The sequence below is a fragment of the Fibrobacter sp. UBA7003 genome, assembly GCA_002449765.1.
In the GTDB taxonomy this organism is placed as follows: Bacteria; Fibrobacterota; Fibrobacteria; order Fibrobacterales; family Fibrobacteraceae; genus Fibrobacter.
In genome coordinates this window covers 107,718-130,849 of the sequence record DJXN01000013.1, presented here as the reverse complement: position 1 = coordinate 130,849, position 23,132 = coordinate 107,718, and the positions used below count along the sequence as shown (strand labels likewise).

Here is a 23,132-nt window from a genome sequence, read left to right as displayed (position 1 = left end):
ACCCCTTTTTGAGGGGCATTTAAATGTCATTTCGGCAAGTTCCGTGGATATTTTATCAAGAGGGGATGGGCTTTTTAATCAAAATTCAGCCGCAAAGTCCGGATTCCGAGCGATTTTCCCCGAACCGAAACCATGATAGCGAAATGCCCCCTGCCGAGTCCGGAAAGGTCCATCACGGCCGATTCCCCGGCAAACGCGGAGCGCATCACCTCGTTTCCCTGCATGTCGAATATGCGGACCGTCTTTGTCCCGCCCGTTCGGGCATTCACGGCCAGGCGGCGGCCATCTAGCGACATGGAGAATTGCGGAGGCACCTGCGTCTGCACGGCAAACGTGGCCGACGAAACCGCTTCTGCCGAGCTACTGGACTTGACCGTCTCGGAACTGCTGGAGACGGCCTCCACCGAGCTGCTGGACTGCGACGACGAAGATCCCGCAGACGAAGCCGGGACCGGCGATTCGCATTTTGCGACCTTGACGGATGCATCCAGAGTAAAACATACAAACGAATCATCCGCCTTCACGAAGTTGAACACGCCCGGAACCGGAGAGGCCGTTCCCGACTTGTAGACCAGCGGCGAATAGGAAGTCTTGGAGCCCCATGTTCCACTCAGCAGCGGCGCCTTGATATCGACGCGGTTAAAATTGCCCATCCCGTTGATATTGTTGTTTTCCCAGGCCTCCAGTTCGTACTTGATATACCAGACCCAGACCCCGTTGTAGGCGTAGTCCTGCCCATGCGTAATGCCGGTATCGTATCCCTTTGCCGGGCGGTATTCCACAATAAAGTATTCATCCTTGTCGGACGGGTTCGTGACCGAATACGCCTGGCCCTGGTCGATATCGCCAAGCATGATTACGCCCGTATCCGCGGTCGTGAGTTCCGAAAGCGTCATCCAGCCCATCGTCTCGCGTTCGAACGCATTGAACTTTGCAGGGATCCGTCCGTTTTCATTATACATTCCCAACGACATCAGGTCGTAGGAGGCGGCGCCCAGTTCATCTTCGCCCGAATCCCTTACCCCGTAATGGTCCATAAGCCCAAGCACATGCGCAAACTCATGGACAAAGATGCCGAACTTGTTCAAGTTGCCCGCCCTGTACAAATCGTTGTCGGCGTCTTCGAGCTGGGCGATCAGGAGATACTTGTCAAAGACATAGCCGAAGTTGTTCGGCTTGTATCCGAAAGGAGCTCGGAACACGTTGTTCGAACCATTGGCCTGCATCCAGAACTGGTGCGCCCAGAAGTCCTCGCTGTAGACCAGGACATCTTCTTCGCGGCCAGGGAACAGGAAAATAAAGCCGTCCACCAGCTTCTTGTTCTTGTTCGACACGTACTTGTCCACGTCGAAATCCGCACGCTTCACGAGCAGGTCAACCCCCTCCTTCGTCAATTCGTTTTCGTAGAGCGAGTCGTTTGCCGAATTCACATACTGTACAAGCTCTTTCGAAATCGTGATGGGGAAAATGTCGAAATGCGGGCTGAAGTTCCCGTTGGAAGATTCCAGATAGAAATCGCGCACGCTGCCGATGTTCCCTTCGCTATCGGAATAGCCTTCCTCGTTAAAAAAACGCCACATCCTTGCAGAATCGACGGCAGCCTGTTTCGGGGTCGAGACCAGCAGCACGGGGAACCACCTCTCGCCCATCACCCAGTTTTCGGCACGCGGGCGCTTGCGCTTGACGGCGGTACCCGTCGCATCGTAGGAATAGTCAGCCGCGACAGCGTCGTATGCCACGTTCTGATTCCGGAAGCGTTCTCCCTTTTTTGCCCTGTAGGCCTCGCGGGCGGCCGCCTGGTCAATACCGGCGACAAAAGCCGTTTCGCGGGAATCGCGGAGCGCAGGGTCCTTCGCCTTCACTCCCGAACGCAGGCCGTCATTGCCGACGTAGACGAAATCCCCCGCAGAATCGCGTTCCACGAGCAGCCCGTCGGCGGTCTGCACAAAATGATAATGTTCATCGCCCAAGGTGCGCACGCTCAGCGTCGAGCCGTCGGACTGCACATGCTTTTTTACAAAGGGGTTTGCCGGATGCGCGAAAGCACCCGTCACGCACAAAGCGGATACAAGCAACGTTGTCTCAAGCAGTTTCATCGGATACCTACCATTCTATAGCCCAGCGATTTCCCTGCCGCATCCACGCGCACAATCAAGAAACCGCTCCGTGAAACAAGCGAACGCGACTTACGGAGGTTTACGCCATGCGACATTCCATCAAACGATTCCGCAAAGACCAGGTGCCCCTGCATGTCAAAAAGCCGCACCTTTTTCGCTCCCGCCACCGGGGCAAGCACATTCAGCATTCCGCCTTCGTAGCGCACCTCGAAACCCACGTGCGGCACGGCGTCCGCGGCAATCCGTTCCGTAGCCGAAGAAGAAGCCACGTCCGTCGACGAACTGCTGCGCCACGGCCACCGGAAAGAAGAACTCGACGAGGAACTCATTACGGCGCTGCTGGAACTCTCCACAGAACTGCTCGAAGCTACGGAGCTGCTAGAAACCACGAAACTGCTCGAGCTTTTTGCAAGTTCGCAGCTACCGACAGCGACGGATCCGTCTACGGCAAAGCACACTAGGTCGTCCTGTTCCTTTATATTGAAGAGTCCCGGAAGCACTTCCACATTCTTCCACGAAAGCACGGGCGAAAGTTTCGTCACGTTCTGGCTTCCGGGGAACGGGTCATCCTTCAAGTGCGACCCGCCGTAGGATGAAGAGGCAAAGCCGTCGTAGTAGTCCGTCACGCGCAGGTTTCCCGCTTCCACGACATCCACGCGCTGGTGCCTCGGCACATCGTTGAGGTTGTCATCGGTCCACGAATTCGCATCGTAGTCGATATGCCACACGAGCAATCCATGGTTCGGGAGGGCGGCGTCCCACTTGACCTTCTGGCGGTTCTCGAACACGAACCACTCGTTTTTGCTCGCACCCGCATGGTAGGCAAAGTTGCTCGTACCGAGCGGCGGGAGCGTCTTCACCTCGGAATCTTTTTCGAGAGTCGTGTATTCGAGCCAGCCCATGTAATTCCGTTCGAAAGCGCTATAGTTCGGAGGATTGTTCTGCCCGTTATACATGCCGGTCGCCATCACGTCCCACGCGTGCGCACCCGGAGCCTGGGTATCGGAATTGGAATAACTTATGTAGCAACTGTCGCTCCATACGCAGTAATGGTCCCTGAGTCCCATGGTATGGCTGAACTCGTGGATAAACCTCTCGAAGATATCACCGACCTGGTTCAAAATAAAGTAATTGTTAAATCGTTTCCCGTTTCCGGCATTCAGCCTTCCGCAAGCGTTCCACCGAAGTTCATACTGGAACCCGCCCAGGTGAGAATCGCCCGACTCGACGATGCTCCCCGCATACAGGACCGCAAAGGCATCGACCTCGCCATCATTATCGGAATCGTAGGCACCCGCATCGAACGACGGATATTTCGACAAGACCGCGGCAATCGTCTTTTGGATCAGCTGATATTCCACGCCGATATAATTCCGGAAAGAATCGCTGACCTTGACGATATAGAGGTCGAAAGACGGAACGAATAGTCCTCCCGACTGGTCTATGAAGTAATCGCGGATCGAGCCGACGTAGTTCTTCGCCTTGTAATTTTCCTGGTTCATGTAGGCATACGTACTGGCGGAATCCGCATTCTTCGTGTTGTTGTCTTCTACCAGGAATACGGGAAAGCGGTTCGTGCCATTCGCATGCGAATATGCCGCCGGAAGCCTCAGGACAGGCGGGACATCTTCTGCGGCGGAAGCGGATGCATTAGCACCCCCAGCGGCGTCCGGACTTTTCGCCGTGGGCACCCAGGAAGCGCGTTTCGATTTCTGCCTGGAATCGGGCCGTTTGTACCTGTCGGGGTGCTTTTCCCTGTGCCTGTCGCGGACCTTCTGGTTGTCGAGGCCGTTCAGGAACGCCTTTTCTTCGGCAGTGCGCTTTCCAGGATTTTTCGCCTTGAACCGGGAACGTTCGGCATTCTCGTCCGCAAAGAAGAACACTCCGTTCGAATCGCGCATCACGAGGAAGCCATCTTCTGTCTGCGTGAAACGGTAATGTTCGTCGCCGAGCGTACGGACAGAAAGGGAATCGCCATCGTTATCGATAGTCCTGAGCACGGGATTCGAGGGATAGGCAAACGACATGGCCGTCAGCCCAGCGCACAAAGCCGAGCAAAAGAAAAACTTGTCAAGAGAATGGGTTCCCATTACCAAACCGCTCCTTTACATTCATCAAACAGCATTATAAATATATCCTCGGATACGTGTAAAAACAATCGCACGAAATGATTTTTTCGTGTAAAACTTGTGTTTGTCGCCTGTTTTTTACGATTTCCGAGCGGGATGGTCCCGTTTTTAGCGCACTGCGGGCGCCACCCTGAAATACCCGGCAAGCCGGCCGCCCAACTCGAGACGCACCACGAGGGGAGAGCCATGAGCGATGCGGCCGAGGTCCAGCCGATGCGATTGGCCCGCGAACGAAGCCGAAGCGAGCGCATTTCCCTGCATGTCGAAGACGCGGACAATTTTCATTCCGGATTCGGACACACGGATTTCGAGCGTGCGACCTTCCATCGCGATATGGAAGCCAGCCGCTCCCGGAACGTCGCGCCCCGCGAATGTCGTCGAGAAGCTGGACTCCGGTTCGAATGACGAGCTCGATTCGGCGCTGCTCGAAGACTCCATCACGGAACTGCTGGACTCGACCTGCGACGAACTCGACTGGATGCTGCTGGAGGATTCCACGCTCGAGCTGGATTCGAATTGCGCGCTGCTGGAGCTTTCCTCGCCGGAACTCGACCCAAGCGACGAACTGCTCGATTCGAGCGCAAAACTGCTCGACGAGACACGGATAAATTCGCAGTTTTCCACGGCAACCGTCGAATCGAGAACGAAACACACGTTCGTGTCAGGTTCGACAATGTTGAAGAGACCGGCAAGCACCACGGAACTGTCCCACGCGAGCACCGGCGAAAGCTTCGTCACGTCCAGGCTTCCGGGGAACGGATCGTCCTTCTGCCGCGCCCCACCGCCCTGGCTCATGTAACCGCCCGTCTGGCTGAAAACGCGGATATCGCCCGCTTCGACTATATCCACGCGCTGGTGCTCCGGGACATCGTTCATGGCATCGAGAGTCCATGCGCCGGAATTAAATTCGATATGCCACACAAGCATCCCGTGATTCGGGAGGCCGCCATCCCACTTGACCTGCTGGCGGTTTTCGAATACATACCATTCCTTGTCATTTACGTTCACGTAGTATGCAAAGTTGTTCGTACCGAGCGGGGGAAGCGCCTTCACCTGCGAATTCACTTCAAGAGTCGAGTAATCGAGCCAACCCATGAAATTTCGCTCGAACGCGCTGTAGTTGGGCGGCTTACGGTAGCTCCCGTTATACATGCCGGTCGCCATCACGTCCCACGCATGTGCTCCCGGAGCCTGGTAGACGCTGTCTGCATAGTAGGCGCTGCAACCGCTCATCCTCACGCAATAATGATCCTTGAGACCCATCGTATGGCTGAATTCATGGATTAGCTGCACGACATGGCTTGCACCTTGGTCTATGATAAAGCACGTGTTGAACTTTTTCCCGTCCGACGTCTCGACAACCGAACTGTATTTTTTGAGTGTAGTCTGGAAGCCACCCAGGTGCTTGGTCCCCAGCTTGTAGCGGGAACCCGCATACATCACGCCGAACGCATCTATCTCGCCATCGCTATCGTAGTCATAGAGCGAGGCATCGAACGACGGGTACTTTTCGAGCATCGAAAGGACGGCGCGCTTCATGAATTCCGCCTCCTTCCCGATGTATCCGCTGAACGGTTCGCTTTCGCTCACCAGGAAGATATCGAATTGCGGTTCGAATACGCCCGACGACTGATCGACAAAGTAATCCCTTGCCGACCCCAAATAGTCATCCTCGTTATAGCCTGCAACATTCAACCGCGCATACATTCCCGCAGAATCGAGATTTTGCAATCCATTCGCTTCGCCTGCCACAAGGATTATCGGGAATCGAAGTTTCCCTGCCGAATGGTGCGATTTCGGGAGTACCTTGGGAACCCACGGTGCAGGCGCCACCCGATGTTCCATGTCACGGTCCGCAAACCGGTCCGGAGTCCGGCGGCGATGCTCCCTGAACGTTTTTTCACGGTTGAGCCCGTTCAGAAACGCCCTTTCTGCGCTCTTGCGTTTATGCGCGTCTCTCGCCTTGAACTTGGAGGGTTCGCCATTTTCGTCGGCGTAGTAGAAGACATTCTTTTCGTCGGCAACCACGAGGTAGCCGTCTTCCGTACGCGTGACGCTGTAATGTTCGTCGCCCAGGTCCTGGAGCGTTAGCGTATCGCCATCGTTGATGATACTGCGACGCTCGCTAGGATCCAAAGGGGATGCAAGCACTGCAGCCGGCAACAGCACGCACAGCAAGGCATTCCCGACAGTCAAGCGAAATTCACGCATCAAGCACTTCCTATAACCGATTTGCTAGCGGACAAGCACCTTCTTCGCGCCGTAGCCGTCGACCTTCACCAGATAGGCGCCGCTCTTCACGGATTCGAGGTCTAGCGTCGCGCGGCCCGCATTCAAAGTACCCGAGGCGACCTTCGAGCCGTCAAGCCCGAGCACCGTCACCGTAACGCCGTTCCTTGCGCCGGCAGCGTTCACCGTGAGCATACGGCCGGAAAGGTGCACGCCAAACCCTGCGGCAACGACATTCACCTTCGGAACAGAGACCTTTTCCGGAACTGCGATAAACGGTTTGTTCTCGTCGTAACGGGCGACAAGCGCATTCATGAACCACGTGGTATGCGGGAGCCACTGTTCGTCCCAGCGCCACACCTGCCACGATTCCTTCATCGCATCGAAGCCCACCGCGGCGACACCGTCATCGGTCCAGGCGATTCCCGAACCGTCGTTGTTCTTGCCGGTAATGCCGTTCGCGATACCGCCCTTGAGCGTCGCATCGTAATTCGACTGGCCGTCATAAATATTGGGATTCTTCTTGCCGATACCGTACATCATGCAAGTTGCGTAAGGGTTCTTGCCCAGAATCCAGTCGAGCTGGTCGGCAGCGTATTTGTTCACGCCGTCATCAAGCGACTTGAGAGCATTTGCAGCATACACCGCAGCAGCGGCAAGGCTTGCAATTCGTGCATCTTCGCCCTGCCACCAGTAACCACTCTCATTGTCGTGCGGAATAAAGAAACCGTCCTTGATGGCATTGTTCGTCTTGTAGGTCTGGCGAGCATAACCGAACGGGTTTTCTACCTTGTTCGTAATGGTGACAAGCCATTTCAGGTGCTTTTCGATGGCAGTCTTCGCGGCTCTCATGATATCTGCCCCAGGAATAACGCACTCTACGTCAGGCGGACACGGTTCGTAATCCACCATGGCTTCCGCTTCCAAGTAGCGCACCAACGCCATCAGCGGGAGGCCAGCATCGCTCGCATGCCAGAACGGGCGCGTCTTCGCGTCGTCGCTCCAGAAATACCCGTCATCGCTCAAGCGACCGACAAGGTGCTCCGCACGCGCCTGCATATCCTTCTGGTACTGGCTATTGCCTGTAGCCACATAGAGTTCCGTCGCTGCGAGGAGAGCCGTGTAGTCGTCGATGATGTTTTCCTTGCCGTCGTCACAGTAGGCGCAGTTGCCGCCCATGCTCTGCTTCGAGGTCAAATGTTCGTAAGCCTTCTTCGCCGCATCCAGGTACTGCGCCGCAGTGTAGTCTCCCTTGGCCGCAATGTTCATCCCTTCGAGATGCGCCACGCGGGCAAGGCCGGCAATCGCCATGCCACCGCCTTCACGGAACGCCGTCTGGTAATCGGCACTCTTTATGCCGTCGGAACCCTTGAACGCACAGAGTTCGCGCTTGCCCATCGGGCTTCCCCAGTTGTCGAACACCGTCATGTAGAAGAATCCCTGGTCGTCGAGCATGCGCACCAGGAAATCCGCACCGAACGCCGCCTCGTCGGCAGTCTTCGCCTTGGTGCTCGTACTGCCGAGCAACTGCGGAATGTGTTCTGCCGCAAAAGCGAGCGACCACACCGTGAGCGGAATCTGCTGCGGGTTCAGGTAGTTCGCATAGGAAAGGTGCGAAAGGTACTTGCTCACGTCGCCGCTCGCATCGTACCAGCCGCCGTGGACATCGCGGGTGGCGCCGCTCCCGTACACGGGAATCTTCTGGTCCATCGCCACAATTTCTTGCCGGCTCGCGCGGTCGTTGTAGAAGTAATCCATCACCATGCCAAGAGTCTTTTGCGCAAGGGCCTTGTCACCGATGAAGAACTTCTGCGAAGCCGACGGGCTACCCGCAGACACTTCCACATGGAAACTGCCCGACTGCAGCGGTTTGTCCGTAAGCTTGATGGTGTAGAACTTCCCGTTGTTCGTCCAGTTGTCCGGATTTACGCCCGCACCGAACGTGCCTGTCGCCACGGAGGCGCCGGTCATGTCGCCATCCGGGTCAAACCACAGGGTCCACTTTTGCCCTTCGAGGTTGTCGGTGCTCTTGACCACGATAGAAATCGGCTGGTCGGAGTCGTAGCCCGCCTCGTTAAAGTAGAAGGTATTGTCCGCGAAAGCGGATGCCGCAATCGCGAGGGAAAGGGGTATAAACGTTGTTCTCTTCATGGTATTGAATATAAGTTTTCGGGGCTAGTTTATCAATAAAGAAACTATTAGGTGTGCTCCCCGCCATGTCCTTTTGCTTTATTTTCTACGCAAATTTAGCGTTAAATAACAGAGCGGATGTAAGTCCCGATTTCTTTTCAGACCTTACATTCTCAAATTACAAGCCAATAGCAAGCCTTTCCATAACGTAAGGGCTTAGGTTTTCAAACAAGGCAACCGCCCATGGCAGTCGAATTTCACCATTTCACCGCTTTTCAACGCTTGTTTTGCGTTAAATAAGCCATTTTCTTTTTCAGCCATACTTTTTTCCTTGACCGGCGCTTTTGCAGAACCTATCTTTGCGGAGCAATTAAAAAAGGAACCCAACCATGTACTACGAAAGCATCAAAGTTCTCGACTGCACCATCCGCGACGGCGGACTCGTCAACAAGCACGACTTCTCCCTGGAATTCGTCCGCCGCCTCTACACCCTCCTCACCGCAGCCGGCATCGACTACATGGAAATGGGCTACAAGAACTCCCCCGAACTTTTCGACCCCAAGGAATACGGCCCGTGGAAGTTCTGCGACGACGACCTGCTGTGGAAAGTGAAGGACGGCATCGATTCCAAGATGAAGATGGCCGTGATGGCCGACGTGGGCCGCGTGAACATGGACGCCGTGAAGCCCGCATCCGAAAGCCCCTACCAGATGTTCCGCGTGGCAAGCTACGTGAAGAACATCGACAAGGGTATCAGCATGGTGAACGCCTTCCATGACATGGGTTACGAGACGACCCTCAACATCATGGCCGTAAGCCGTGACCGCGGTCCGGAACTCGACGAAGCGCTCCACCAGGTGCAGGAAGAATGCAAGGCCGACGTGCTCTACCTCGTCGACAGCTTCGGCGCATTCTACCAGGAAGACATCGACAAGGAACTCGCGCGCTACAAGGGAATCGTGAAGGGCAAAAAATTCGGCTTCCACGGCCACAACAACCAGCAGCTCGCCTTCTCCAACACGATCCAGGCCATCATCAACCACGTGGACTACCTCGACGGTTCTGTTTCCGGCATGGGACGCGGCGCGGGCAACTGCACCACCGAGCTTCTGCTCAGCTTCCTCAAGAATCCCAAATACGACCTGCGTCCGGTTCTCGATGCCATCGAGGAACTGTTCCTCCCGCTACAGCAGAAGTACGAATGGGGCTACATCATCCCGCAGATGATCACGGGCATGCTCAACCGCCATCCGCAAGACGCCATCGCCGTGCGCAAGACGGAAGACCGCGACCACTACCGCAAGTTCTACGAAAAGATGGTCAACGACTAATCCAAAAGGCGAATCCAGCACGAAAACCTGCTTTCGTATTGGTGAGCCGAAGGATTAGGGACTGCGAAGCAGGCCCCTAGGAGCCGAGCGTCGCCCCTACTTCTTCAGCAGGAACCCGGCAACCGACTTCTCGCGGACGAAAGTCTGCTTCGCAGCCTCCTGAACGGCGGCTGCGTTTACTTTTTCCAGTTCGTCGGCCCAGTTGAGGAAGATGTGGTAGTCGCCGAACATCTCGTACCAGGCGAGCATCGTCGCGACATTTTCCATATCGGTAAAGCTGCGGACAAGGCCCGCATAGGTATGGTTCTTCACCTTCTGGAATTCGCGTTCGCTCACGGGTTCGTTCTTGAGCTTTTCAAGTTCTTCCCATACGATCTTCTCGACCTTCTCCGCATCGGCATCGAGCCTTAGGCTCACCATCACGGAGAATTCGGATACATACTTGTTCGGGCTGTTGCCCGCCTTCACGCTCACCGCGAGCTTTTCCTCTTCGACCAGGCGCTTGTAGAGCCTGCCGGAACGCCCGTTCAGCACGCCTTCCGCGATATCGAGCGCATAGAGGCTCGGGTCGCCCACTTCGGCCGTCTTGAACACGAGCGAATAGAGGTTCGGCGCATCGGGGCGAATCTGCTTGAAACGCTTCTCGCCCACCTGCTCCGGGTCACGCACCGTAATCGGCGGGAACGCCTCGCCCGCGGGAATATTGGCGAAATACTTATTCACCATCTGCATCGTGGAAGCGGTATCGAGGTCGCCCGCCAGCACGAGAATCGCGTTGCGCGGCTTGTAGTACTTGCGGTAATGCTCGTCGGCCATTTCGCGGGTCAAGTTCATGATGTCGGACGGCCAGCCGATAGTCGGCACGCGGTAGGGGAACGCCTCGTAGATAAGCGAATTCATCGTCTCGAAAAAGCGGCCCGTGGGCTTGTCGTCGTAACGCATGCGGCGTTCCTCGCGCACCACGTCGCGTTCGGAGTAGAATTCGCGCAACACCGCGTTCTGCATGCGGTCGGATTCCAGCCACATGAAAAGTTCGATCTTGTCCTTCGGGAGCGTCACGATGTAGGCCGTCATGAGGTCAGTCGTGAACGCGTTGAGGCCCGTGCCGCCCACGGACTGGTAGGCGCCCCAGAGTTCATCCTTCACAAAGAGCTTGCGCTGTTCATTCAAGAGTGAATCGTGTTCGGCAGTGAGCTTCTTTACGGTAGCGGTATCGCCCGCAAGCTTTGCCGGACGGATAAGCGCCTGCAGGCTGTCCTCGCGCGCCATGAACGCCGCATCGGCGATGCTGTCGGTGACGCCCACCTTGTTGGTGCCCTTGAAGAGTTCGTGTTCCAGGATATGCGCAAGGCCGGACTTTCCCGGAACCTCGTGCACCGAGCCCGTCACGTAAAAGAGGCGGCAGCTCACCGTGGGTGCCTGCTTGTTCGGGTGCAGCAGCACCGTGAGCCCGTTTTCGAGAACTTCCTTGTGGACGGGGAGATTCACGCCCGCCTGGGCAGGGGCAAACAGCATGAGCGCACCCGCAATACCGGCAGCAATACCAGAAACCTTTCGCATAAGACCTTTCATAGCCATGAATTTAGTAAAACTTTTTCCGAGGGTTTCGCCACACGCGCGACCTAGCGCTCAAGCGTCTTGATTTCGCCGCGCCTTACGCGTTCTTCGCTGTACGGGTCGATGTGCACGAGCGCATCCACCACGTTCTCGCCCGCGTCGATGAGCCTGCGTTCCACATCCTCGGCCAAATCGTGCGCCGCAAGGAGGGTCATCTCGGCAGGCACCACCACGTGCAAATCCACATGCAGGTCAGAACCCACGTAGCGCGTGCGGAACCCGTGTATGCTGATGACGTTCGGGCAGGCAAGCGCCACTTCCTTCAACTTCTGCGCGACCTCCTCGCTCGCGCCCACATCGGCGACGCGGTGAATTCCGGGCCAGGCAATCTCGTAGCCGGAATGCAGGATAAAGCAAGAAACGATAATCGCGCCGACAGAGTCCGCGAACCAGAGCGTCGGGAAAAGTATCCCGAACAGGACCGCAATCAGAACCGGTATAGAACTGTACGCATCGCTCCGGTGGTGCCACGCGTTCGCCTCCACGGCCTCGCTCCGGATGGCACGGCCCTTCGCCCGCGTGTAGCGGAACAGGGCTTCCTTCACGACGATGGAGACCGCCGCCATGATGGCCGCAATCCACTCGGGGTGCGACTGCTCGCCGTTTACAAGGGCCATTATGGCATTGTAACCGAGCCCGATACCCACCGCGCATACGGCAAGCCCGATACCCACCGAGATGAGCGTCTCGAAACGCCGGTGCCCGTACGGGTGGTCCGCATCGGGGGGCGCGTTCCAGAACTTGGAACCCACGATTATCGCGATATCGGTAATGAAATCCGATGCACTGTGGATGGCGTCGGCAACAAGCGCCTGCGACCCGCCAAAATAGCCCGCGAAGAACTTGCCCACGGAAAGAACCACGTTCCAGACAAGCCCTACCAGCGTTACGCTGCGGACCTCGGAGCTGTCGTCTTTCTTTCTGATGCGCGTCATGCGACCTAATATAAAATTTATTTTATAAGCAAATGAAGGCGTTTTTCGCTTCCCATGCAACCTTTTTGGCCCGCCGGGCATCAAAATACTCGAAATAAGGGCAATACTTTCTATTTTTAGGCTGCATCTATGAAAATCTTGAAGAAATTGCTGAAAATCGCCATCGTGCTCGCGGTACTTGCGGGCATCGCCTACGGCGTGAAGTTCTTCTTCTTTACGGAGAAGGCAAATGACGCCGCGGGCCCGCTCGTGAGCGCGAAGGTCACGCAGACTACGATTTCGACGACAATTTCGGCAACGGGAACGCTAGAGCCGGTCGACCAGGTGGAAGTGGGCACACAGGTCTCGGGCGACATCGCGAAAATCTACGTGGATTTCAATTCCAAGGTCAAGAAAGGCCAGGTGATTGCCGAACTCGACAAGTCGAAGCTCAAGGCGACGCTCACGCAGGCAGAAATCGCCTACCGGAGCGCAGAAAACGACTACAAGTACAAGGAATCAACCTACAACCGCGTGAAGAAACTCTCGGAGAGCAATTCCGCGAGCGCCGTGGAACTGGAAACCGCCGAATACAACATGAACGCGGCAAAGTTCGCCGTGGAACGCAGCAAGAACGAGGTGAACCAGGCAAGGCTCAACCTGAGCTACGCGACCATCAAGAGCCCGATTGACGGCGTAGTCCTGAAGCGCGCGGTAGAAGTGGGCCAGACGGTGGCCGCCTCCATGAGCACGCCCACCCTGTTCGTCATCGCGAAGGACCTAAGCCAGATGAAGGTGATGGCCGCCATCGACGAGGCGGATATCGGCCAGGTGAAGCAGGGCCAGAAAGCGACATTCACCGTCGACGCATTCCAGGGAGAATCGTTCAACGGCGCGGTACAGGAAGTGCGCCTGAACCCGACGACCACGAGCAACGTGGTGACATACACGGTGGTGATTACCGCGGAGAACCCGGAACAGAAGCTCTTGCCCGGCATGACGGCGACCTGCACCATCGTGACGCAAGAGGTGAAGGATGCCATCGCGATTCCCGTGAAGGCACTCAAGTTTACTCCCGCAGACGGGACCCCGATGGCAGACCCGAAGGACATGCCGCGCCCGCCGCGCATGGGTCGCGACTCGCTCGCAGGCGACAGCGCATTTGCGAAGGGAGACTTCCCGCCTCCAGGAGGTTTCGGCCCGCCGGGTAGCGGTACCGGCGGCTCCGGAAAGTTCGGGCCTCCGGGCAAGACGTTCAAGAAACGCGCCGGAGCGAAGAAACCCGCGGGCGACCACGTGTGGGTCAGCATCGACGGGAAGGCGGCCCCCCGCAGGGTCAAGACCGGCATCAGCGACGGCGTGAACATCCAGATTCTGAAGGGGCTCTCCATTGGCGATTCCGTAGTCGTAAGCCAGGAAAGCGTCGGCGCCGCCAGTACCGAGAAGGCGAAAGCGTCGAACCCCTTCATGCCCAGCCCTCCGGGCCGGAAAAAGAAATAACGTTATTTGAACAGCGCCTTCACGGCAGCGACTTCGCCCGGAACAATCGTGCGCGTCGCATCCGCGACTCCATCTTCCCATCCGGCAAACACGCCGCCATCTACAGGCTGAGCCGTGAGCCTTACCGGGAATCCTTCAAAGAACTGCACCGTCAGCGCGGGGGAATCGAGCGGCAGGCCATGGACAAGGATTCGTCCCTTCCCTTCCGTCCGCAGGTCGACCGCAGCGGCCGCCCCCAATTCAAAATGAGCCTGCATTTCCGAAGCGAGCTTCGCCGGGCGCTCCTCGATAAACTTCTCGATAAGCCCCAGCTGCCGCTCCATCCTAGACGCGTTCAGTTTCCAGCGTTTCTGGTCGCGTGCGATTTCCGGTTCGATTTCCGACATCATTGCGTCGAGACGCGCACGGACGCGTGAACTTTCGAAGTTCATTGCTAGCAATGCGGACATGCGGTTGATGAACGCGGCCTTGAAGCCCTCGTTTTCGAGCAGGCGGCGCAACAGCAGCGTATGCTCGGGGCCATTGGGCCAGCCGGGACCATCTTCTGCCGTCACGAAGTCGAAAATGTTCAGATCCTTGTACTCGCTGTACTCGTTGCCCATGCCGAAATCCAGGTCGTAAAGGAACCACTTCCACTTGGTCTGCGGATTGGTGCCGCGCCACTTCTTCACGTTGTTTGCCGGCCAGTCGCGGTTGTCCGCATAGATTTCGGTTTGCATGTAGTTGAGGTAGTTATCGATATCTATCTGCGAGGCCACCTGCGCATAGTTTTCCTCGTCGTCCAGGCTATTCGCCTCCAGCCATTCCATGAGCCTTGTGTAATCGACCGAAGAGCCCGCCGATGCGGCATTGTCCGCCTTGAGCAGGTCGATAGCGCCCGGGTCGATTCCATAATGAGTCTCGAAATAGTATTCGGTACTGCGTTCGCGGATGCTGTGGATGCCGTAGTACTCGCCATTGTAATAGACGACGGCAAATCGGCCACGCTGGTAATCGACGCCGAGACCTTCGCTTACGGAACTTGCGAGGCGGTCGCGGACGTAATCGTTCCCGAAGTTGCTTCCGTTGTTGCGGAGCAAGAAGACCTTGAACTTGTCGAGTTCCGGATACTCCGGGAACAGCGCATACTTGAGGCGGTTTTCGCCATACTTTTCGCGGAAGGTGATGGCGACCGACTTCTTGGAGTTCTGGCGGCTGTAATTGCCGAAAATCTTGAGGCCCGCGTTGTGCGCGAAGGCAGGTGCATTCGTTCCCGGCTCCATCAGTTCGACCGTCACGGGAATTTCCTTGTCGAGCCAGTAATTCGCACCGTAATGCGGTTCCTTTTCCTGTGCGAAATTTCCCTCCATGTAGATTCCCGAATCCGGGTCAAAAAGCGAATTCGGGTCGGCCGACAGGAACACCGCAGGGACTGCCGGCGCATTTTCGAATACGTAGGTGCGCGTCATGGTTTCGCCCGGAAGCTTGTAATCCACAAAGCTCGCGCAACGGACCGTCACCGTGGAGTTTATCTGTAGCGAAGGCGTCAAGGGGCTTTCGTCCGTGGGGACCGGGCCTCCCGTTTCGCACCGGACCGAGGCATCTTCGGGGAAAACAATTTTGAAAGGAGACGCATAGAATCCCGATGGCGGAATTTCGGCGAGCGATTCTACGGACGGAGATCTAGAAACCAGCACTCCTCCGGAAACATCTCCATACGGAGACGGATCCGCGTAGCCCCACTGGTACCCGAAATCGGAAAACACCTTGTCGCCGTTTTCCGTTATATGGGTTTCCGCTCCGCGAGGGCCGTAGTTCCAGGTTTTCCCCACGGGCATTTCCGGGTAGGCGACAGAATCCACAATCGCCGTATCCGCATTCACCAGGTAAAGGCTCCCGCCCTTTTTCGATAGCTTGAATCCGGCATGAGGTTCGTGGCCACGGTTCCGCACAAAGTAATCAAACACCTTGATGGTCATCTCCTGCGACTCGTTGTATTCAGGGCTAATCCGCGTGCCATAGATATTTTCGAGATCCGGGAGCGTCAAGCCCGCCGGAAGCCTTGCGCGGTAAACTGTCGAAGAATCTCCGGTGCCGGTAAAGATGAACTCGTAACCCTTCCAGTCGTCGACATCGGGCTGTGCCAGGCGGAAGGAGACCTTCCTGTCCTTGGTGATGTAGGCTCGCAAGAACAGTTCATTCGCCACCGAGATATCGAGCACGTCATCGGTACTCGAACTGCGCGTCCCGACAAACATCGCGATCGAGGACCAGCCCAGTTCCTCGTTTTCGCCAAGTTGCATCCGCGCCCCGACGCGCCGCTTCCCGTCTTCGGAAAAGCAATTCTTCTTCTGGCCTTCCAACGGGTCGGCAAAGCTGTAGCCCGGCGGGTCGCTCTGCGCATCGGTCCATGTCCAGCATCCGGGGCCAATCATGTTGAGCGTATCGTGCGGCAAGACGTAATCGGGATAATCCTTTCCCGACATGAACACGAGCAGCAGCGAATTCGGTTCCATTTTCACGTTTCCGAATTTCCATTTAAACGGGTCTTCCTGCGAATCCGTCAGGTACATTCCGGACAAATTCACCGTATCCGTCGAGCTGTTGAAAAGTTCCACCCAGCCCGCATCGTCGCCCTCGTGATCTTCGTAAACGACATTGACAGGATCTATCTCGGTAAACTTCAGCAGGCCGTCCACAAACGGCAACGTCGCCCCGGTATTCGCCGAAGAACTGGATTCCTCGTCAACAGCCGGAGTCCCATGCGAGCCGCCGTCGTCGGAACACGACGCGAACATCCACGCCACGAGCGTTCCAAGTAAAAACGTTATGGAAAATCGCCTATACACCATGAATTGAATCTATATTCTTAATCCATAAAAGCAAACGCCCTGTGCGGCAAAACAAGCGATTCTGCACAAAAAAGCGTGACCGCGAGGCTAGGGATGCGATTTGCGCGGTCTGCGGACAACGAAGAGCGCAGCCCCCGTGAGCACGAGCACCGTGGAAACGATTTTCCCAATCGGGAAGGCCTCCGAGAAAACGAGCGCACCGGCCAGGGTCGGCACCGCGGCACCGACCGCCGCACTGAACGGGATGATGAACAGCGCGCGGCCACGGGAGAACGAAATCTGCGAATAGAGGAACGCGATGCCGTAGGTCGCCACGTAGCCGAGCGTGCGGAAATCGACCAGCAAGTTCGCGACGGAAGAAACTTCGATATGGTCAAGATCGAAATCCATCGCGAGGCTCTTGTAGAACGCCGCCGAAAGCCCGAAGCCAACACCCATGATGAGAGAATCCACCATTTCGCGGTTCTTCACGAACAGGTGCAGCACAAGCGTCACGCCACAGAGCACTCCAGAGTAGATCCAGAGCATGGAGACATTCTGCACCGCCGTGGATTCGCCGAGGCTCTCGACCGAATAGAGTAGACCCGCCACCACAAAACAGATGGCGACGACGATACGCTTCGTGAGCGCCTCCTTCAGAATGCAGAAACCCATCAGGGCGGTAAGCACCGGGTTCAGGACCATCATCGGCTGCACCTGCGAAAGGTCGTAGCGAGCCATTGCGATGTAGTAGCCGACAGTCGCAAGCACGGAACAGCCAAACCCGAGCCACCAGAACTTATTCGTAATGACACCCTTGAAAAACTCCCAGGGTTTCGACGTCCCGCCCGTCCGCTTGCCGACCGTGGACACCCCGGACTTTTCCAGGATGTTCCCGCACGCAAAAAGGAACGCAGGGCCTATCGTGAGAAGGAGGAACAGCATCGGCTAGATCTCGTCGTAGATTTCCTGGTAAATCCAATAGTTGCCCATGACGCGCTTCACGTAGTCGCGGGTTTCCCAGTAGCTGATATCCTCGGCACGGATATCCCACGGAAGCCCGGCGCCTGCCGCCTGCCAGCGCCTTGTCGGCTTGGGGCCCGCATTGTAGTTGCCGAGCACGTACATGTAGTCATCCTTGTATTCGGCCTTCAGGTCCACGAGGTAGCGAATGCCGAGGCGAATGTTCAGGTAGGCGTTGTAGAGCTGGGACGGATCGAAATTCGCGAGGCCTTCCTGCTTCGCGAGCATCCTGCCGGTCGCGGGCATGATCTGCAACAGGCCGCACGCACCCGCCGGGGAGACAATCTGGAAGTTGAAAATCGATTCCTGGCGCATCACGCTGTAGACAAAGAACGGGTCGATGCGCGTGCCGGAATGGAACTTGACCTGGTCCTTGTAGGGCACCGGGAACAGGTAATGCAGCACGTCGAGAGGAGGCTCCATCAGCTTGCGGCGGTCGATTTGCGCCTGGAACTGGCGGGCAAGCCTGTAGCCCGCAGCCGTCTCGCCCATCTCGTAGAACAGCTTGCCGAATTCGTAAAGGAAGTCGAGGCGTTTCGCGTTCTTCTTGCGCAGTTCCTCGTAGAGGGTGAATGCCTCTTCGGAAAATCCGTACTGGAACAGGTTCTTGATCCGTCCGTAGTTTTCGGGCGAGTAGCTCGCGTCCTTCTTGTCGTTTTTCTGGACGCTGCGCACCCAGGCGAGCGTCGAATCCGGCGACATGGGGATGCCGTGCGCATAAGGGACTTCGGATGCTTCCATGAGCTTGTATTCCACCAGCTTGATGCGGCTCCTGTGCGCGTAGTATCCGAGCGGGAAATCGCGGATACAGTCGAGGTAGGCCTCGCGGGCGAGCGAATCCTTGCCCATCTTCATGTAGGTATCGGCAAGGAACATGCGGCTTCCGCTTCCGCTCCAGAGGAACGGATCCTTCGCGGCATCGACAAACGCCTTCTCCGCCTCATTCCATTTTTCTTGCTTGAAATAGATGAGACCGATGCGGAACTTGGCCCATTGACGCTTCTGGTTATTGCCGAAGCGGCTGTTCGAAAGTTTCTTGAAGCAGACGATGGCGCTATCGTAGCGCGCCTGCTGTTCATGCTCGAATCCGCGCACCCAAAGGTTGTTCGCGTTTTCCTTGCTGAACTGGCTCACGTCCTGGAGTATCGCGTCGAGCCTGCGGATTTCCTTCGTATTCTTCGTCGCCGCATTTCGCATCATGCGGAGGGCGGCCTGGATCCACACGGGGCGCGCTTCCACGGAATCGATCAAGTAGACATACTGCGCAATCGCTTCCTGTTCGCGCTTGAGCGCCTTGAGCGCCACGACACGCTTCTCCCAGAGGGCGATGCGGGCATTCAAATCGAGCGTGCTCTTCGGAAGCAGCATCTGGAGCGAATCACCGGAAGGTTCCAGGGCGGATTCGGGATGTTTCGCGACCGCGCGTTCATCCATCACCCGGATGGAATCGAGCAAGTCGAGGCATGCGGATGCCTCTTCCTTCCCGCAGGCCATCCTCGCATAGGCGACCTTCTCGGCGAGCGATTCCGGAGTCGTACGGACCTTGCGCAGGCGCTGGATAGCCGTGAATGCGGAATCCTTGTACGGGCTCGACATCGCAAGCACCTGCATGTAGTAACGCTTCGCCTGCTTCTGCTGCTTGATCTTTTCCAGGTACACCGCATAGCGGAACCTGAGAGCAGCCACCTTCTCGCCCTTGGTGTTACGGTCCAGGTAATGCTTCAGGGAATCCGCACGGGCCGCTTCCGAAAGCGTCGAATCGTCAAGGGCAGCATCGATGCGGAGGTCGGCCGCCGTCTTTGCAAACAAATTATCTTTTTCAAATTTCGCCCCCTGCTTGAGGACTTCGCGCATGCCCGCAAAGTCGCCCTGCATAAAGCGGGATTTCGCCATGCGGAGCACTACCGCCGATTCGAGCTTGGGGTCGCGGGTGCGGAGCGCCTCGTAGGCCACGAAGGCGCTGTCCCACTTTTCGGTATAGTAGTAGTAGGCGGCCTTCGCAAAGTCGCGGACATCCGCCGAAAGCGTCGTGTCGGAGAAGGCGGCCTTCGCAAGGTCCGCATGCACGATGAAGTTCTGGAACTTGTCCGGTTCCACCTGTTCGAGCTCGGCGTAGGGATTCACCGGGACTGCCGGGGCAGCGGGAGCCACGGAGGCCGAATCCGCCACGGAATCCTGAGCGGCCTTGTCCCCATTCTCGCCCGAAGCGTTACATGCGACAATCAGCCCGAGCACTGGAATAAAACGGCGGAAGAAAGCCGACCTACACAAATCCACCATGCACCTCCAAAAAATCAATCCTTGTCACTTTTCAGTTTGTTCGCCACAGGCCCGACAAAACTCGAAATCTCGAGGTCGGTAATGGTCTGCGCGTACTTCTTGTACATATAATCGTTGACGCGGTCCGCATCGTCCATCTGGAGGACCGAAAGCGCAGTCTCGTGCACGTCCTCGAAGTTGATGGAACGTATAATCTTCTTTGTCGCCATCACGCACCAGGGCGTCATGGAAAGTTCGTCGACGCCGAGGCCCACAAGCAGGAGTACGCTCAGCGGGTCAGAACTCATTTCGCCACAGACTGCGACCGGGATTCCCTCGCGATGGGCCGCCATGATCGTATTGTAAATCATGTTGAGTACGGCCGGATGGTGCGGCTGGAACATGTCCGTAATGAGTTCGTTCGTGCGGTCCACAGCAAGCGTGAACTGGATGAGGTCGTTCGTCCCGATGCTGAAGAAGTCCACCTCCTTCGCAAGCAGGTTCACCATCATCACGGCGGCGGGCACTTCAATCATCACGCCCACCTTCACGGCGGCGCACTTGTGGCCCTTCGCCTCCAGTTCCGCGATGCAGCTGCGGATGCAGGCCTTCGCCTTGCGCAATTCGTCGAGGCCCGAAATCATCGGGAGCAAAATCCTAAGGTTGCCCTTCTCGTTTGCAAGGAGCAGGGCCTTGAGCTGCGTGCGGAAAATATCTTCGCGCGAGAGGCACACGCGGATAGAGCGCCATCCCATGAACGGGTTCGCCTCGTTCGCCGCGGAAAGGCCTTCGACAAGCTTGTCGCCTCCGGCATCCAGGGTTCGGATCGTGACGGGGCAGGGCGCCATCGTATTGAGGATGCGCTTGTAGGCTTCCGTCTGTTCCTCCTCGCTCGGGGCGCTGTTCTGGAAGAACAGGAACTCCGAACGGTAAAGGCCGATGCCGGTCGCACCGTAGTCCATGACCTTCTCGGCTTCGCTCGGAAGTTCGATGTTCGCATGCAGCGTGATGTACTTACCGTCGCGGGTCATGGGTTCGAGCCTGCGCATGGTAAACAGTTCCCTGCGCTGGCGTTCGTAGACTTCCTGACGTTCATGGAACTTGCGGATATCGTCGTCGTTGGGATTGACGATGACCCTGCCGTCCGTACCGTCCACAATGACCGTATCGCCGGACTTCACGCGCGAGGCTACGTCGCGGAGGCCGGACACTACCGGAATCTGCAGCGAGCGCGCAAGGATTGCCACATGGCTTGTTCGGCCACCGGTATCCATCAGGAGCGCCTGCGCCTGGCCCGGCTTGAGCGACATCAGGAAGCTGGGCATGATCTCGTGCGCAACGAGGACCGCACCGTTCTCGCTGGATACTTCCGCCAAGGCCGGTTCGGAATTTTCCATAGCCGCCATGAGCCGGTTGTACAGGTCCCGCAGGTCCGCGGCCTTGTCGCGCATTGCAGGCGAATCAATCTTTCCGAACCGGTCGATGTAGTCGCCGAGAACCACATGCACCGCCCAGCGTGCATTCTTGTGCCCCTTGCGAATCATGTCCAGGACGCCGTTCACGAGTCCCGGATCCTGGAGGATCATCAGGTGAGTCGCAAAGATGAGGCTGTCGTAGACGCCCGTCCGCGTCTCGGATATTTCCTTGATCTGGTTGATTTCCTTGGAAGTGCGTTCGACGGCCTTCAAGAAAACCTGTTCCTCGGTCTGGACCCTCGATTCCGAAATTGTCTCTTCAACGACCGTCAGTTCGCGGCTGATAACCTGAAAAGCGCGCCCCATGGCAAAGCCGGGAGACGCAGGCACGCCAACCAGGACAAGCCTTACGGAAGAGCGTCCGCCAGACACCCCCGTCTCAGTTGGGTTCTTCGTTGAAGTTGTCATGGAATAACTGTTCCAGCTTTTGCACGACTTCCTGTTCGTCTTCGCCGTCGACTTCGAACCGGACTTCGGAGCCCAGCGGAATAGCAAGCATCATCACGTTGAGGATGCTCTTGGCGTTCGCCTTCGTCCCTTCGAAAACAATATATACATCACTCTTGGCCGGGCCGGTAATATCGACAATCATGCCCGCCGGACGCGCATGGATGCCCAACTTGTTAGTGACCGTTAGAGTCTTTTCGATCATTGTTTCCTCAGAAAATATCCACGTTGATATCCAGCCCGTCATGCAGGATGACACGGAACAGGCTGTCGGCGGAATGAATCGTCTTGACGAGGTCGTCGTGCAGGGCCCTGTCCGACAGCAGGATGCCCATCGTATTGTCCTTGGACTGAACCTTCGCAATCAGCTCGTCCAGGTGCTTGGTAACGCCTTCCAGTTCGGACACCAGGTGGTCGGCATTCCCGACGACCTTGTCCGCATTGGCAAAAAGATTGTCCATAGGGGGCTTCACGCCGTCGACAAGAGTCTCGACCTTCCCCATCACATCGTTAAGGCCGTTCAGGCTCTTCTTGATTTGCGGGTCGGTGGTGTTGACCATGGTCATCAGGCGGTCTTCCAGGGATTCGGCCTTCGCGAGGATGGTCCTGAAGCGTTCCTGGAAATCGGGGTTCGCAATAGTGCCGTTGAGGGCCTCCTTCACGGATTCAAGGAGGACCTTCGTGCTGTCGCAGACTTCGCCCGCAAGGCCAAGCGCCTCGGCGATACCGGCATCGAACTGCCCGTTGATGGTGTCACCCGGAGCCCAGTAGCTTTCGGCGTCACCCAAGATCATGCCAATTTGGCGTTCGCCCATGATACCGATGTTCTGCACGCGGATTTCGGAATCCTTCGGGATCTTCACGTCGGTGCGGAGACGGATGCGCACGACCACGCGGTGACCGGCGAGGCTGATGTCTTCCACCTTGCCCATCTTGACGCCATTGACCTTGACCGGGTCATCGAGCACCAGGGTGCTGACCTGGGAGAAGCGGAGGTAGAACGTATTGAAAGTTTCCCGGGGGTCCTTCTCGTTCAGGAAGAACATGCCGAAGACTAGAATCACAACGGCCAAGAGAACAACGAGGCCAACAGAAAAATATAGGGCAGAATTCTTTTTCATTCTTGCTTCAAATTAGTTTTTTCTACGAAG

Annotated in this window: 14 protein-coding genes; 2 read left to right on the top strand and 12 right to left on the bottom strand. The window is 56.8% G+C overall.

The features are described from left to right. Window positions 1-74: 74 nt before the first annotated feature. The 4 genes from B2952_RS10245 to B2952_RS10230 all read right to left on the bottom strand — a co-directional run bounded on the left by B2952_RS10245 (window position 75) and on the right by B2952_RS10230 (window position 8,626). On the bottom strand, window positions 75-2,096 hold the full coding sequence (locus B2952_RS10245) for a M6 family metalloprotease domain-containing protein (RefSeq protein WP_290736558.1): 2,022 nt from the start codon (window positions 2,094-2,096) through the stop codon (window positions 75-77). After that, entirely contained in the window at window positions 2,093-4,144 is a 2,052-nt protein-coding gene (locus B2952_RS10240; RefSeq protein ID WP_290736561.1) for a hypothetical protein, read from the bottom strand. Before B2952_RS10240 ends, B2952_RS10245 begins: the two co-directional genes overlap by 4 nt. A 210-nt stretch (window positions 4,145-4,354) precedes the next feature. Continuing rightward, on the bottom strand, window positions 4,355-6,457 hold the full coding sequence (locus B2952_RS10235; RefSeq protein WP_290736564.1) for a hypothetical protein: 2,103 nt from the start codon (window positions 6,455-6,457) through the stop codon (window positions 4,355-4,357). Between the two features lie 24 nt (window positions 6,458-6,481). Continuing rightward, on the bottom strand, window positions 6,482-8,626 hold the full coding sequence (locus tag B2952_RS10230) for a glycoside hydrolase family 9 protein (protein ID WP_290736567.1): 2,145 nt from the start codon (window positions 8,624-8,626) through the stop codon (window positions 6,482-6,484). Between the two features lie 368 nt (window positions 8,627-8,994). Between B2952_RS10230 and B2952_RS10225 the strand changes: the two genes are divergently transcribed. Next, entirely contained in the window at window positions 8,995-9,936 is a 942-nt protein-coding gene (locus B2952_RS10225; RefSeq protein WP_290724934.1) for an aldolase catalytic domain-containing protein, read from the top strand. A 96-nt stretch (window positions 9,937-10,032) separates the two neighbouring features. Here the strand turns inward: B2952_RS10225 and B2952_RS10220 are convergent, their stop codons facing one another. Together B2952_RS10220 and B2952_RS10215 are read right to left on the bottom strand one after the other, a co-directional pair. After that, entirely contained in the window at window positions 10,033-11,508 is a 1,476-nt protein-coding gene (locus B2952_RS10220; protein ID WP_290736570.1) for a M16 family metallopeptidase, read from the bottom strand. A 50-nt stretch (window positions 11,509-11,558) separates the two neighbouring features. Further along, window positions 11,559-12,488, bottom strand: a complete 930-nt coding sequence (locus B2952_RS10215) for a cation diffusion facilitator family transporter (RefSeq protein WP_290736573.1) — start codon at window positions 12,486-12,488, stop codon at window positions 11,559-11,561. 129 nt (window positions 12,489-12,617) lie between these two features. Here B2952_RS10215 and B2952_RS10210 point away from each other — a divergent pair, with 129 nt between their 5' ends. Beyond that, window positions 12,618-13,967: an efflux RND transporter periplasmic adaptor subunit gene (locus B2952_RS10210; RefSeq protein ID WP_290736576.1), complete on the top strand. Its 1,350-nt coding sequence runs from the start codon at window positions 12,618-12,620 to the stop codon at window positions 13,965-13,967. A gap of 2 nt (window positions 13,968-13,969) precedes the next feature. Here the strand turns inward: B2952_RS10210 and B2952_RS10205 are convergent, their stop codons facing one another. From B2952_RS10205 to B2952_RS10180, 6 genes are all read right to left on the bottom strand, one after another. Next, entirely contained in the window at window positions 13,970-16,798 is a 2,829-nt protein-coding gene (locus B2952_RS10205) for a CotH kinase family protein (protein WP_290736579.1), read from the bottom strand. An 87-nt stretch (window positions 16,799-16,885) separates the two neighbouring features. Continuing rightward, window positions 16,886-17,722: an EamA family transporter gene (locus tag B2952_RS10200; RefSeq protein WP_173381657.1), complete on the bottom strand. Its 837-nt coding sequence runs from the start codon at window positions 17,720-17,722 to the stop codon at window positions 16,886-16,888. Between the two features lie 3 nt (window positions 17,723-17,725). Further along, window positions 17,726-20,080, bottom strand: a complete 2,355-nt coding sequence (locus tag B2952_RS10195) for a lytic transglycosylase domain-containing protein (RefSeq protein WP_173381656.1) — start codon at window positions 20,078-20,080, stop codon at window positions 17,726-17,728. A gap of 14 nt (window positions 20,081-20,094) precedes the next feature. Continuing rightward, window positions 20,095-21,942, bottom strand: coding sequence for a phosphoenolpyruvate--protein phosphotransferase (gene ptsP, locus B2952_RS10190; protein WP_173381655.1), 1,848 nt, complete (start codon window positions 21,940-21,942; stop codon window positions 20,095-20,097). Beyond that, the gene (locus B2952_RS10185; RefSeq protein ID WP_173381654.1) at window positions 21,914-22,186 is read right to left on the bottom strand and encodes an HPr family phosphocarrier protein; all 273 of its coding nucleotides are present in this window, start codon (window positions 22,184-22,186) and stop codon (window positions 21,914-21,916) included. The genes ptsP and B2952_RS10185 overlap by 29 nt, the downstream gene beginning before the upstream one ends. Window positions 22,187-22,193: 7 nt before the next feature. Further along, entirely contained in the window at window positions 22,194-23,102 is a 909-nt protein-coding gene (locus B2952_RS10180) for an MlaD family protein (protein WP_173365856.1), read from the bottom strand. Window positions 23,103-23,132: the final 30 nt, after the last annotated feature.